Below are 15,076 nucleotides of genomic sequence, written 5' to 3'. Positions count from 1 at the left end.
TAGGTCTGTTAATAAGTTGATGATTTTTTAAATCTATAATGAGTTGTAGGTTTTAATTACATACCCGCATTAACGGTAATAATGCCGACGATAATTGGTCCCCATAGAGTCAGTAACACGTTGGCTACGGCGTAAGTCACAGTGAAAGAGAATACTGGCGTTGCGTTGCCTGTTTTTTCCATCAATGCAGCGAACGCTGGGTTTGCACTTCGACCACCAGTCACACAACCTAACGCTTCTACTGGGTTCTTTATCTTCAATACAAAGTACGAGAAAAAGAATGAAATAATCTGTGGAATGATGGTGACCGCCATACCCAAGAACAGAAGCGACATACCATGTTCTTTTATGGTATCAACTGCTTGAGGGCCCGCTTGGAGGCCAACGATGCCAACAAATGCTGCTAAACCAAAGTCACGAATAAAGTTTGCTGCACCCGCAGGGAACTGAGCCACATGTGGGTTTCGGCTACGTAACCAACCAACAAGCAAACCAGAGATCAAACAACCTGCACCAGATCCAATCGTTACTGGAATACCTGCAATCTTGAAACTGATTAAGCCGATAAGAAGGCCCAACACCATACCAAAACCCAGTACGATGAAATCAGTCATGGTTGCTGAGCCCATACGCTTACCGATGTGTTTTTCAACTCGGTTGATGTCTTGTGCGGTGCCTGTTAATTGAATAACGTCGTTTTTCTGAACAATCAGATCATCAGTAATGGCGACTGAAGCACCAGCACGCATGTAGTCTGTAACATACACACCACGGAACGAACGTTGATTTGAGCTATCTTTGATCTCTCTTAGCGAACGACCAATCAGTTTGCGATTGTCAGCGATAAGTTGACGGTTTTCTTCAATAACTTCATAGCTTTCCGGTAATGCGACTTCATTACTTTGCGCCTTGCTCTGTAGCTCATGAACCGCATTTCTACGGCCGGTAACCACAACAAGGTCGCCCGCTTTAAGTGCTGTGAACTTGTCTGCACTCAGCTCTTTTCCGTCGCGTTCAATAAGTTCGATACACGCAGCAAGTGATGATTGATTCAATTGCGCGAGTGTTTTTCCAACCAGTTTATCGTCGTGAGTGACTTTAAAAGCACGTGTCACTAGAGCTGTGACTGCGTTAAATTCGCCATCTGCCAAATCACGTTTACCGTTAGAATTTTTCTCCTCTAACGCAATTGCTTCAGAGCGAATGTCCCACTTCATCAACGTTGGGAATACCCAAGTCACCATCAAGATTGGACCTAATGAACCAAAGATGTATGTTACAGCGTAACCTACAGCAACGTTAGTTTGCATCAGATGTTTGGCTTCTTCAGACACACCACCCAAACGGGCGATCGCATCGCCTGCAGTACCAATGATCGCAGACTGAGTTAAACCACCGGCAGCTAGGCCCGCAGCAGTACCTCTATCTAAGTCAAACAACCACGCAGCGGCAAGTACACACAATAAGCCTGAAACCGTCATAACAACCGCAGACAACAGAATGTTGATGGTTCTAAAGTTAAGCGCTTTAAAGAATTGTGCGCCGCCTTGATAACCCACAGCATAAATAAAGAGCGCAAAGAAAATACTTTTTACGCCGGGATCAATCTGAACACCAAATTGCCCAATAATTACGCCCATTAATAATGTTCCGGCCACACCGCCTAAAACAAATCGGCCGATAGTAATTTTACCAACCATATAACCCAATGAGAGTGTAATAAATAGTGCGACAAATGGTGCCATGTCAAACAGATTAGAAATAATGTCCATGACAAATTTACTCTTGTTACTAAATATAAGGAGTAAATAATCTAACTAATAACTTAATAATGATATTTGTTGGATTATTCAAAATAAATAAAGCATCTCGTTGCTTCGAACCGAATATTAAGAACAAAAGGTTTTATTATGTAATCCCATTTGATGGATCAAATCATCACTTTAACTGTTCGCATAGTTTTTGAAGTGCAATTTACACCTTAAGTGATTGGTTTAAATAGATTTATCTTAAATCGGCAAAAGTAGATGATTTTCGAAATCAATTTCAATTAAGTGTTTCCACTTCAAGAACGACAACCTACCTACCGTTGTTTTACTGGCTTACGGCTCTCAACAAAGAGGCAGTTGGCATAATCACCGAATAAAGTTGGATTTTGATGGGTACGATCCTCTATAAGCGATTATCACAATAAATCGAACTCCGTTATCGTTGCATTCATCAAACAAATAGAGAACAGAACCATGAATACCATGCCGCATGAGCTTGTGTGGGATGAAGTCTACTTCCCACCGCTGTTATTGGTTATCGCACTGGCTTACATACTGACAATGCTAACAGGGTCAATCGCGACACGGTTTGGCCTTCATAAGTACGTCGCCTTTCCTGCAATAGCAGAACTGAGCTTGATCGTGATTTTTACTGGCGCTATCGGCCATTTTATTACCATTTTTTGAGGCACTTACTGTGATCAAACGTTATCTCATCACACTTTTATTATTGGCTGCTGCGGGAACTGTGGTTTATAGCTATTACCAGTCGTACTCAAGTAACCCATGGACCAGAGACGGACAAGTCAGCGCTTATATCGTCTCGATTACACCTCGAGTCACGGGTCAAGTCATTGAAGTGCATGTCGAAGACAACTCGAAGGTAAAAAAAGGCGATCTTCTTTTTGAGATCGATCCGAGTATTTACAAGGCGACCTACAGAAAAGCACTTGCGACTCAAAAACAAGCATTTGCCCTACTCGCCAAAGCCAAAAACGAAGAGCAACGCGCGTTGAATTTAGAGAAAAGAACGCCCGGTGCCGTGCCCGTGCTGACACTAAACAACTTGAACAACGCGGTAGAAACCAGCGCCGCAAATGTCGAACTGGCAAAAGCGAACGTAGAAGAAGCACATCTCAACCTTGAGTACACCAAGGTATATGCGCCTACTAACGGCTATATCACCAATCTGAACCTACGTGTTGGCTCTCAAGTTGTCGCGAATTCACCTGTGGTTGCGCTAATTGATGAAGATAGCTTCTGGATTGAAGGTTATTTCAAAGAGACTGATTTAGTCGGTGTCGATGCTCAGGACACTGCTTATGTGACCTTAATGATGCACAACAATGTTCAGCTAGAAGGACATATCAAAAGTATTGGTTTTGGTATCGCGAAGCAAGACGGCAGCACAGGTAATGATTTATTGCCAAACGTGAATCCAAACTTCCAATGGATACGCCTAGCTCAACGCATCCCTATCAAAGTGAAGTTAGACAAAATACCAGAAGACGTACAACTGCGTGTTGGTATGACTGCCTCGATCAAAATAATCAAAAATAGCTAGGTGATTCTTATGTTCACTGCATCGACTAAAGACGCGATTAAAGTCGCACTCTCTATCGTTATCGCAATCTGCCTAGCGTTGTGGTTTGGTTGGGAAAAACCGTATTGGGCTGCGATAGCCGTCGCAGTGATGGCATTGAACGAGAGCTTCGCCCATTCAATAAACAAAGGCCATAACCGGTTAATGGGAACCTTGTTAGGGACCGGTTATGCCTTTTTCCTCATTGCGATGTTTTCACAAGATCGATTTTTGTTTCTAACATTTCTTACCGTGTTCTTAGGCACTTGTATTTTCATGTCTAGTGACGAGAAATACGGCTACATCTTTTCAATAGGATTTACCGTGTGTTCGATTGTTGCTTGTATGGGCGGGTTTGATAACCAAACCACCTTTCACTTTGCTGTACTTAGACTTCAAGAAACACTATTAGGTGTTGTTGTGTTCTCTATTGTGTATCGCATCGTGTGGCCTGTGAATACTGAACTCAACTTTGTACAACGTTTCGAAACCAGTAAACAAGCGTTGTTAGATGCGATGGAAAAAACAGACAACATCGACATTGCCGCACTTGAAAGCAACACCGCGAATATTGATAAGCTGTATCAACTTTTAGATCTGCCACTGACCGGAAGCTACCACCTTAAAGAGAACATCCAAACATGGCGCTTGCGTATCGATGAAATGGCACATATCCAAGATACATTACTCAAACAAAGTAACAGCGAATCAGACTTAGATATCCAATGGGCAGTTCTTACTCACAACTTGAAGACGTTCGATGTATTAACACCAGAACAATCTCTTGTTGAGGGTGAACTCAATGTCATAGGTGATCATAAAGACGTGTCTTGGCATCATGCACATCGCACGTTTGTTGAACATTTGAATGAAGATGGGCGCAAAGTACTGCAAGGCGTGTCGATGTTTATCACATCGCTGTTGATTTGGATTTATCTTCCAGTTCCAGGTGGTTTCATATTTCCTATGTTAGCCGGTGTATTCTCTTCTATGGTGCCGACCATGCCACCAAGCGTTATTAAGGACGCTTTTTATGGTGTGTTGGGTACAGGGTCGGTGGTTCTGTTGCAATACATCTTTGTGATGCCATTAATGACAGAACTATGGGAGCTGGGACTATTCTACTTCCTTAACATTATGGTGATATGGAAAGTGTTCGCGACACCTAAGCTCATGGTACACCGAATATTGGGTATTAACTTATTAGTTGTTCTCACATCTGGTGCGCTCAACCTCACACCTGTTTATGGAATTGAAACGCCACTTTTGATGCTCGTAAACATTTTGATTATTCTGATGATAGCGAAGTTGTTTACTGATCTATTTAGAGTGAGGGTAACTGCTTAGAACTAAATGCGCTTAACAACTCACAACAAAACGGTCTGCCAAGTATTTTTACTTCACAGGCCGTTTTTTTATCTATTGAAAATCATTATAAATCAATTGATTAACGCTAATTATTACTAAGTGAGGATAGCGTCCATCAAAAGCGATTAACGCGATCTGCCACCTCCTCTTAAAATCCTCTCATTGATTGACGCAATGCATTTTTAGTCGCGACATTCACACTAGCAATCCTAACGGATAAATACATAACAACTGAACACGACGTTCAGTATTACATCGACTGTTTGAGTCTCGAAGGTTTGAGGCCACTCAGCGTGGAAACCGTCATGAGTTTTTTTGAAATACGCACCAGCGCCTGTAAGACCCATACTCTTTCTGTGTTAGCGAGCGCCCTATTACTTACCACCCCCAATTTTGCGTCTGCGGCAGAAACCAAGACTTACAGCGAAGTTATGGAAAAAGGTCGAGCACTATTTGACAAATATGGCATCAGTCATGATTTACCAAAGCTAGCAATCAGTTCGCTCGTACAGGGCGAACACCTAGTTGAACACGCACATCGAACCATACAAATTGGCGATGAGGTTCGTGACTCAAGCGTCTATCTGATAAAAAACACAGACAGCAAAGGCAACATCGACCTGCGCGTCAAATACAACCCGCAAGAGCTGGATGAAAACGAAAAACTGATCGATGAAATTGAAGAGTTTACGCGCACTGAGTATCGACTAAGAAATTATGCAGAAAGCTTCGATCCATCGTCAGTGAAAGTCAATGAAAAAGACAACGGCGACGTGACCATTAGCTTCAACTATTCGAAATACGGCTTACCACAAGACATCGCCTATTTCCGTTTCTTGAATGTTGATATTGAACTTGTAGGCGGCACACCAAAACGCATGGTAATCACCAACGACAAGCCATTTAATCTTGGTAAGTCAAAAGTCGATACCTATTACCAAGTGATTGATTTCCAAACGTTAGACTCTGGTAAAGTCGTTATTGAACGTAAGACAACTAACATCGAGGGTACGTCTAAAACGAAACCGATGACCATGAGCGCTGTAACTGAACCCGTCGCAATTTATGAAGACGACAACGGCGTTAATGTCCTGCATGAAGAGCGTCTAAAAGAAGTTTCAGATCCTCGTATGCAAGAAGCGAGTGTTAAGTTAGATCGAGTATTCCCTTTAATGGGTGACATGGTGCGTCGTCAAGGTATCGATTTGCCATTACCATTCGGTGTTTCAGTTGCTTATCGCAATCAAGACATGAACCTTCCTATGACCGATTACGTGATTGGCGGTGTGCGCTTGAATGACCTGTTCGACCCTGAAGATAGCGTTGCAACGGTTAAAGCAGAAAGTCTTTCAATACGTGGTGATGTGAATATTCTGCCGTTCTGGAATGTATTCGGGTACGTAGGAAAGGTAAACGTTGACGCGAATGTTGATGCCTCTTACACCGGCGCTGCGGGAGAATATCTACAAGATAAACTCAATAACAAACTACCTGGTCTAGGTGACAAACTATGCGAGGGCGTATCAGCACTGTGTAACAGTGGGCGTTTAAATGTACCACTGCATCTCGAATATGACTTACGCGGTGCGGGTACAACACTATCTGTTGGTTACAAAGAGTTCTTTGCATCACTGACCGGCACCTATTCACAAACCCGTCTGAAAGGGATGGATGATTGGGGTGACGGCATTGTCACGATTCAGCCAATGTTGGGCTACCAATTAGTTGATTATCGCGCTCAATTCTTCGTTGGTGCTGAATACCAAGGTTTAGATTCACGTATGCAAGGTACTGTAAAGACAGACGATATTGAGTTTGATTACGACGTTGGTGTCGACATTAACCAGTGGGCATTTTTAACCGGAGTCAACAAACAGATTGGCAAGCATTACAACATGACCGTGTTGTACAACAAAGGTGAAACTCGTTCGGCTGTGACATTGAACCTTGGCTATCGATTCTAACGGTCAAACCATCGCTCTATTGTGAATATAGATTCGTTAGAGCGATATTTTCATACGAGCCTCTGAAGCTCAGTCGTCCAGCAAGATGACAACTCAAATATATGCCATGTCGATGCTCCATAGATGGAGCGCAATACCCAATGGAACTGCAGGATTGTCGATACAAGTGCGTTTGATCGTAACTATACCGAATATTATTGTGGAAAATTAAATATGAATATTGCATACCGCTCACTTATCGCATTGTCTATTGCTACTGCCCTTATAGGCTGTGGCGACGATAGCCAGCCAACGGTTCCTTTCCCTGATAAACCTGAACCTTTAATTCCAGCACCTTCAGAAACCTTTACCACTCAAATCGGCGATGTGATGATTACTGCGACCAAAGAAGAGCTGGTTGTTACATCTAATACCGAAGACGATAAACTGGCTTCTGTTGAGTCTTTTAAAGGCATTAAGTTTGCCGATGCAGAGCGTTTTGAGCACAGTGAAATGGTTGATCTTGGGAGTGACATTGATGCCACTTCGTTTGGTGATGCATGTCCTCAATTGAAGACCGTTTCACAGACACAATCTGAAGACTGTTTGAACCTGAACATTTGGCGCCCAGTAGGCGTAGATGCTGATGCAGACCTACCGGTTTATGTATTCATTCACGGTGGTGATTTCGAATACGGTTCTGGTGCAGAGCCGCTCATCCAAGGTGATACCGTGGTTGCTCAAGGAAGCGACGATGGTAAGCCTTTCATCTATGTAAACTTGAACTACCGTCTTGGTCAGTTAGGTACTCAATGGATTAAAGGCGCGAACAAAGATGGCAATTATGGTCTAGGTGACCAGAAGCGCGCCTTAGAGTGGGTACATAACAATATCGCTGACTTCGGTGGTAACGCTCAAAACGTAACCGTTATGGGTCAAGGCTCAGGTGCTATGTCTATCGGTTTCTTGCAGCAAGATGACGATATCGCAGGTCAATATTTCCAACGTGCCATCATGCAAAGCAACCCTTATGGGTTCGAGTATCCAAGTTATGAAGTTGCAAAAGATCGCAGTAAGGGTTTTACAGCAGACACTTCGCTTGACAAGATCATGGCGTCGCAAGAAACAGCTTTGGATGGTATTGAACAACTGAAAAACTGGTTACTTAGTTCTCTGTCACTCTCACTGAATTACAAACTCAAGTTTAATGATATAGACGAACAAGGAAATATAAAATTGGGTTCCAACTCTGATAAGACACCAATGTCTACCCTTATGCCATTTGCTCCCTATATTCTTTGTAAAGAGCTAGAGACAGACTCAGACGCTGATGAAATTTGTGTAAGTTCTATTGAAACACCTATAAAAAAAGATTTCGCTGTGTCTACAGTACTTGGAAATAACGCTAGTGAATCTAACAGCTTCGGCATGTTATTCAATGTGACCTTTTTAGTTCCTACCATAATTGAGTATATAAAGCCCGAGATCAACGAAGATACAAACTCAGAAGAACTTGCATTAAGTATGTTGGATTGGTTGAGTGATGAAGATAACGTAGCCATGCTTGAAACTAAAATTGGGGGGATGAGTACTGAAGAGTTGACCCAAAACATGACGCTTTCCCTTACGGCATATAAGTCTGTAACACAGCTATTTTTTGGTTTAGATACAGACATCAACATTGACGTAAATTTTTTAAATTCGATTGCATTTGGTATATGCCTAGCAAATGCATCTAATGGTGAGGATAGTTACTTAAGTTGCTTATCAATTATTGGAGACATAGAACTTGCTAGTCATGATGAGGTAAAAGCTGCTCTAGATTTAACAGACTTCTACCCTAACTCAGAATCTAGCTTTGGTGGCGCTCTTGACAACATGAAGCAATTTAAAACCTTGTTAAATGACACCTTGTTCAATGGTCCAGCTCGTCACATGGCAGCAAACAGCGGAGTAGAAGCAACGCTATACCACTTTGAGCACAAACCAAGCTTTAACATGTGGAACTATAAAACAGGTCTAAATGAAGAAACGGGCGAATACGACCAACTGCCAATCATTGATCTATTCAAAACGATTGGTTGCATCAGCGGTGCATGTAACGGTTCAGAACTGCCATTTATGTTCAACAAAGCTGTACGTTTTGATGGAAGCGAAGTAAATCCATCAAGCAAAGATAAAGCCCTTATGAACGAAATGTCGCGTCTTTGGTTTAGCGATGAATTGTTCCAGAGCTACCAGTACAGCGATGCTACCGACAATGTGCTTGTCATTGATGGTGCAGGATTCAGCGACAACAGCACTACCTTCGACTGGGACTATGTCACAAACCCAGGTGTTGATCCTAAGCTTCGTGAAGGTCGCTTAACGGGTCTAGCAGAGCAAGGTCTTATGCCTTGGGACTGGTACCTAAACTAAACATATTCAACACCCTTCCTACTTTAACGGCCAGCTCGCTGGCCGTTTCTATATCCAAATTTTATGTTTAAACGCAGGTTAGTTATGACACTTAGCAAACTAAAAACAGCATGCACAATAATGTTGATTGCTTTGGTCACAGGATGTGCCCAACCTTACCCCGATGTTGAACCTGACTTCGAAGCTAACTGGCAAAGCACAGAACATCAAGCCGAAGTCTATTTGATCCCGAGTGCGCCTGAAGCCTTTGCGCGCCGCATTGATCTGGTTCGCCAAGCAAAACACTCGATTGATATGACTTACTTCTCTTGGGAAAACGACACTCTGGGTCTGATGCTGTTAAACGAGCTGAAACACGCCGCTGACCGCGATGTGGCCGTACGCCTCACACTGGATGACTTGTTGGTATTCAATGACAAATGGCTTGCGGAGTTGGACTCACACGCCAATATTGAGATTCGACTGTTCAACCCTTTTGAGTCACGTAAAGCTGGCTGGATTGGTCGTGCGCTCAACTTCTCTACTCATCAAAAACAGTTAGATAATCGGCTGCATGAGAAATACTTTAACGTTGATCACCAATCGATGATCCTCGGTGGGCGCAACATCGGTGATGACTACTTTGGCTACAGCGAAAGTGCCAACTTCTTTGATATGGATGTGCTGTTTAAAGGCGACGTGATTGCTGCTTTCGACCGAAACTACCAAGCGTTGTGGAACAGTGAGCATGTAGTGCCAATTCAAGAACGCATTAAAATCAAAGAGAAAGAGCAATACCAAGCGTTCACCAAAGCGTTGAACAAAGGTGAAAAGAATCAAGCATTGATCACGTCTGAAGTCGAAAGGCAGATAAAGAGCTTAAACCAACCGAAGTTCATTTCAGCCTCTGTCACGCCGGTATTTGACTCACTGGAGAAACTCAATGACAACAAGCCCTACTTTCGCCAACGTATTGAACACTTGATGAAGCAAAAAGTACCGACACCTTCTAAGGTTATTATTTCTACGCCTTATATGGTGCCAAGCGATAACAAGTTTGTATTCGTCGATGCACTTAGAGAGAGCGAAGCCGAAGTCACCTTACTGACGAATTCATCGGCTTCTAATGATTCGGGCTTTGTGCCTGCGTATTACGAAAAACACCGTGAGACTCTACTCGACAAGGGCGTAAGTATCTATGAGTACAAAAGCCAAGCGATCAATGATGATCACTACTTTCATGTTGATACCTGCTACCACAACAAGACAGTAATTTTAGATGAGCGTGTCACCTATATTGGCTCTTCTAACTTCGATCCAAGATCAGACTTTCTCAACGTTGAGTTTGGGGTGTTGGTTGACAGTGAAGAGTTTGCGAAGCAAGTGACACACTACTTAACACGTCAGAAAGAGGAGTTGTTCTGGGCTGTGTCGCGAGAACAATCAGGTGACACCATCTGGGCTTCAGAGGAACAAATCCATACTAAGAACCCGAACTACAGTTCATGGAACAAGGTACCTGATTGGTTATTTCGAAAAATGAATGGCGAGTTCGAGCTTTAAGTGTTCAGCTTCGAATCTTAATTTTTAATTTTCTCCAGTCCAAATGTAAAAAAGCCGCGTAATTCGCGGCTTTCTCATGTTTCAAATACACGTATCTGAGCTTATAGACGGTAGGTCATCGCTCTTTGGGCTACGTAGTTCACCATATCAAGCGTTGTGAAGATCGAATTAACATCATTAATGTTGTAATCCACATGTCCACGCTCCACATATTGCTCAGCGAGACGGTAAATATCAACGACACGCTCAGCTACCGCTTCCATAGGATCAATAAAAGTGACTGTTGGAAATGCCGTTTCAAGTTGCTTTCTAACCAAAGGAAGTTCCGTGCATCCCCAAATAACCGTATCAACGCCCTTCTCTACGATGGATTGAATCGCTACAGCAAGCAGTGCGGCATTACGCTCAAACTCGCCCGCTTTGATCCCGTTGGTTTCTCGGATTGCTTGTCCACACTCTGTCATCTCACCGGTTACTTCACCATAGATAGCACTATGCACGTTATGCTCTTGCTCAAAGGAATCTGGCTTAACGAACACCAGATTCGCGTCCGTTAGGTAACGATCATAGATTCCCGAATTGTATGTGCCGTTGGTACATAAAATACCAACAACAGATTCAGAGTTCTGCTCTTTGATTTGATCAACGGTGGTTTGAAGCATGTCGACGATATAAACGTTGGTGTGCTTTTGAACCTCAGGTCTAAAGTAATGAGCGGTGTTACAGGTCATTACGCCAAACTGAACATTGGCATGTTCTAAAATGCACGCTGACTCAATCAGTTCAGGCACAGGATCGGTACCGCCTTCGTTAATCACTTCAGATCGATCGGGGATATCTGAGTTTTTCACCACTATCATGGCCATGTGGTCTTAGTCTTTAAGTGCGCCGTGTTCAATTTCTTTCTTGGCGACGATATCTTGGAACAGAGCATCTGCTTCAGGGCCCATATTACCAAATACACCGAATCGTAGCTTTTTCATAGTTTTTACCTTTGTGTTTGCTAAAGCACAAAGGTTATTACGCTCTTTCGATTTACTTGAATCCTATTAGATGGTTCGCATCCTCGCGAGTGCATAAACAGCGTACAAAAATCAGAATTGAGTACCAAAGGAAAAATGAATACGAAATTCGTCGCCTTCAGGCGCATCTAAGCCGTAAGCAAAATCGAGCTTAACTGGCATTAACTGTGAGTTCCAAATCAAACTCACGCCCGTCCCACGCTTCCAATCCGCTTGTTGATCAAATGCATCACCCACATCAAGAAATGCGCCCAACCAAATTGAACGATAGACTTGATGCTGATATTCGAGCCCAGCAGTTAACATATAACGTGCCCCCGTTAGTTCACCATTCTCGTCTCTAGGGGAGATAGATTCGTAACCATAACCTCGCAGGTTTCCATCGCCACCAGCAAAATACCGCAGTGACGACGGCACATCAGATAATGATTTGGCAATGTTGATGCCTACGTTGGAGCGGAAATGGAGCTTCTGCCTGTCACTAATATCCCATGAAAGGACACTGTTTCCTTCCAACCGCAACAGCCTTGAGTCAGAGAACAGACTAGGGTCAGAATACTCGACAGAATAGATGTGTCGATGATTGAGCTCCAACTGATCATTTTTACGATCAACCTGAGAAAAACTGATGCCAGGTAACAGTAATTGCGATTGCTCTTCCTCAGACGCCTGACGGTACTGTTCGTGCAAGTATTTGACATAAATGGTGCTTTGCCAATCACTGTCTAATTGCCAGTAACGTTCGAACTTAAGATCGTTTGTAAAGCTATTGGTGTCTCGATGATCAATTCGTTTCGATTCAAACTGAATACCAAAGTAATCCGTTGTGACTTTCTCTGTGGGGATTTTGTACCCCAACTGAAGTGATTGCTCCTGTTCAGACAAATATGTCTGTGTTTCAAAGCTGTGGCCTCTCCGGTTATACCAAGGCTTTGACCAACTGAGAGAGGCGCGTAAACCGAGATCAGTAGAATAGCCGCCACCGACCTGCACGATATTTCGAGAACTTGGCTCGGCAATGATTTCAATTGGAACTTCTAGGTTGTCATCAAGTTTGTCAAAGTCACCATGTACGATGACACTTCGAAACCATTGAGTGTCTGACAAATCAGATTGCAGTTCACCTAACTTGATGGTGTCAAAGTCATCACCTTTTTTAAAGGTGGGTATTTTCTCGATACGAGTAGGGTCAACCCCATCATCAGGAATACTTATAGAACCGAACTTGTAGCGTGGACCACTTGCAAAATACAAGTGTATATTCGCGATGTTCTCGCTAGGAATAACTTCAATCTTTGACTCGATAAACCTGCCGTCAAAATAACCTTTCCGCTTTGCTAAAGAGAAAATCGCACGCTTAGTTTGGTCATATTCTTGGTGAGACAAAGTTAAACCTGAGCCTAACTTGCTTTGATTGAGTATATTGATGAACTCCGCATCTAGGCTAGCTTCACCTGTTATTTTTACTATCGATTCTGCGATGCGCATGACAGGACCAGAATCGATGTTAATGATCACGTTATCAGAATCATTGAGGTCGATATCGAGCTGTGGGTGATAATAACCATAAGGGTTGAGTGCATCTTGAATACGTTTAGATAGCTTCGTTTTCGATAGCTGTGATGCAGGAACATCGGCTAAAGGTTCTAAATATAATTCTACATTTTCGGTGAGAGTTTTATTAACCCCTTTAACCTCAAATTCAGCAGCACTAGAAGAGTGTTGGGTAAACAGGAAAAATGAAGTGGCCAGCACTAATTGTTTAATCGAGGTCTTCACGCGGTTACCCAATTGCTCAAAACCCGAACAGGTTATGAGCAAAGCGTTAAATCGCCGAATCTCTTATGGAGGACGCTATCCTTCGAACGGCTTATCGGGTTGTTTAACACTGCAACAGTCGTTTATTAACGACTCAAATCCCAGCCCTACAGACACAAAAAAGGCGCAATTAAGCACCTTTTGAATGTCTATTACTTATTGATTTATATGGCTTGCTGACTCAAGATCAGTTGTTGTTCAGCCACACATCTTGGTTTTTTGGAGCTTTCTTCTTCTTTTTCTTCTTGCCAGTACCGGCCGGTGGCGCAACAGGTTTTAGTGCTGCGATCAGTTCAGCTGTCGCTTCTTCATCCACTTCAAAGCCTTCAATTTGCTCACGCTCAAGACGAATCTTGTTCTTCTTCTCGATGATTTTGAAGTGGTGGTAATCTTCGTGATCGATCAGAGATAACGCAAGACCAACTTCACCTGCACGACCACTTCGGCCGATACGGTGCATGTAGTCTGACGGGCTACGCGGTAAGTCAAAGTTGATTACCACTGGAAGCTTCTCAATATCCAGACCACGTGCCGCGATGTCTGTCGCGATCAGAACGTCAATCTCGCCAGATTTGAAATCTTCTAGGATACGAGTACGTGAACCTTGCCCTTTATCGCCGTGGAATACTTCTGCGATGATACCGCGCTTGTAAAGCTTGTCTGCTAGGTGCTCACAGCTGTTCTTCGCATTAACGAAGATCAGAGCTTGGCGCCATTCATGTTGTTGAATTAGGTGTGCGAGTAACGCTGTCTTGCGACCTTTTTCTACTTCGAATACACGTTGAACCAGTGTGCTCGCATTGGCACTTTGAAGTTGAACTTCAATTGGATCGCTTAGAAGTTCGTGAGTCAGCGTTTTAACTTGCTCTGGGAAAGTTGCAGAGAACAACAAGGTTTGTTTTTTGCTCGGCAAGAGCTTCAAGATTGCATCAAGTTCTTCGGTAAAACCTAGGCTTAGCATTCGGTCAGCTTCATCAAGCACTAACGTTTTCACTTTATCTAGTTTGATAGCGTTGCTCGAAATAAGGTCAAGCAGACGACCCGGTGTTGCCACCAATATATCAGTGCCGCCACGTAGCGCCTGCATTTGAGTGTTTACCGATACACCACCAAACACACAAACCGTTTTAATCGCGCCATTGAAATGCACAGCGTAAGATTTAACGCTGTCAGCCACTTGCTTAGCAAGTTCACGAGTAGGAACCAAGATAAGGCCAGAAACAAAGTTACCTTTGCCTGAACGACGGTCCAGAGGGGCATCTTCATGAATCTTTTGTAACAGTGGAAGTGCAAATGCTGCGGTTTTACCTGAACCGGTATTTGCGCCTGCAATTAAATCGCGTCCTGCTAACACACTTGGAATAACTTGCGCTTGGATAGGCGTTGGCTGTTGGTATTCAAGCTCAGATAAACGAGCCATCAAAGGAGAGATTAAGCCAAGATCAGAGAAGTTGGTTGGTGTAGTGGTGTTAGTCATTAATTGCAGGAACTCAAAGCTAAAATAATAGCGCGCTATATTAACGTATTTCAGCAGTATTACGTAACTAAATCGCCCTTTCGCTTCTATTTCACTGATTAATATCCGTCAGAAGCGAAGTTATCGATGTGAGAACA

At 43.1% G+C, this 15,076-nt stretch carries 10 protein-coding genes; 6 read left to right on the top strand and 4 right to left on the bottom strand.

From position 1 onward, the window contains the following. Positions 1 to 56: 56 nt before the first annotated feature. A complete protein-coding gene (gene aspT / locus LMH68_RS20545) occupies positions 57 to 1,772 on the bottom strand; it encodes an aspartate-alanine antiporter (protein WP_102427945.1) in 1,716 nt (571 codons plus the stop codon). Between the two features lie 471 nt (positions 1,773 to 2,243). On the opposite strand from aspT, the gene LMH68_RS20540 reads away from it, so the two are divergent. The 6 genes from LMH68_RS20540 to LMH68_RS20515 all read left to right on the top strand — a co-directional run bounded on the left by LMH68_RS20540 (position 2,244) and on the right by LMH68_RS20515 (position 10,622). After that, positions 2,244 to 2,456, top strand: a complete 213-nt coding sequence (locus LMH68_RS20540) for a DUF1656 domain-containing protein (RefSeq protein ID WP_017059802.1) — start codon at positions 2,244 to 2,246, stop codon at positions 2,454 to 2,456. Between the two features lie 10 nt (positions 2,457 to 2,466). Next, complete coding sequence (locus LMH68_RS20535) at positions 2,467 to 3,333, top strand: HlyD family secretion protein (protein WP_017059803.1); 867 nt, start codon at positions 2,467 to 2,469, stop codon at positions 3,331 to 3,333. A 9-nt stretch (positions 3,334 to 3,342) separates the two neighbouring features. Then, positions 3,343 to 4,698 (top strand): FUSC family protein, encoded by a 1,356-nt coding sequence (locus LMH68_RS20530; protein WP_102427946.1) that lies wholly within the window; start codon positions 3,343 to 3,345, stop codon positions 4,696 to 4,698. Positions 4,699 to 5,024: 326 nt separating this feature from the next. Continuing rightward, positions 5,025 to 6,683 (top strand): hypothetical protein, encoded by a 1,659-nt coding sequence (locus tag LMH68_RS20525; RefSeq protein WP_229647521.1) that lies wholly within the window; start codon positions 5,025 to 5,027, stop codon positions 6,681 to 6,683. A 213-nt stretch (positions 6,684 to 6,896) separates the two neighbouring features. Beyond that, positions 6,897 to 9,080, top strand: coding sequence for a carboxylesterase family protein (locus LMH68_RS20520; RefSeq protein ID WP_229647522.1), 2,184 nt, complete (start codon positions 6,897 to 6,899; stop codon positions 9,078 to 9,080). Between the two features lie 84 nt (positions 9,081 to 9,164). Then, positions 9,165 to 10,622 (top strand): phospholipase D family protein, encoded by a 1,458-nt coding sequence (locus LMH68_RS20515; protein WP_229647523.1) that lies wholly within the window; start codon positions 9,165 to 9,167, stop codon positions 10,620 to 10,622. Between the two features lie 101 nt (positions 10,623 to 10,723). Here the strand turns inward: LMH68_RS20515 and LMH68_RS20510 are convergent, their stop codons facing one another. The 3 genes from LMH68_RS20510 to LMH68_RS20500 form a co-directional block, all read right to left on the bottom strand. Further along, the gene (locus LMH68_RS20510; RefSeq protein WP_017070494.1) at positions 10,724 to 11,488 is read right to left on the bottom strand and encodes an aspartate/glutamate racemase family protein; all 765 of its coding nucleotides are present in this window, start codon (positions 11,486 to 11,488) and stop codon (positions 10,724 to 10,726) included. 228 nt (positions 11,489 to 11,716) lie between these two features. Beyond that, entirely contained in the window at positions 11,717 to 13,435 is a 1,719-nt protein-coding gene (locus LMH68_RS20505; protein ID WP_029235239.1) for an autotransporter assembly complex protein TamA, read from the bottom strand. A 214-nt stretch (positions 13,436 to 13,649) separates the two neighbouring features. Next, positions 13,650 to 14,939, bottom strand: a complete 1,290-nt coding sequence (locus tag LMH68_RS20500) for a DEAD/DEAH box helicase (protein ID WP_017059810.1) — start codon at positions 14,937 to 14,939, stop codon at positions 13,650 to 13,652. Between the last annotated feature and the right edge of the window lie 137 nt (positions 14,940 to 15,076).

It is taken from the genome of Vibrio sp. F13, from assembly GCF_020806305.2.
In the GTDB taxonomy this organism is placed as follows: domain Bacteria; phylum Pseudomonadota; class Gammaproteobacteria; order Enterobacterales; family Vibrionaceae; genus Vibrio; species Vibrio crassostreae_C.
This window is presented reverse-complemented; position numbering and strand designations above follow the sequence as displayed.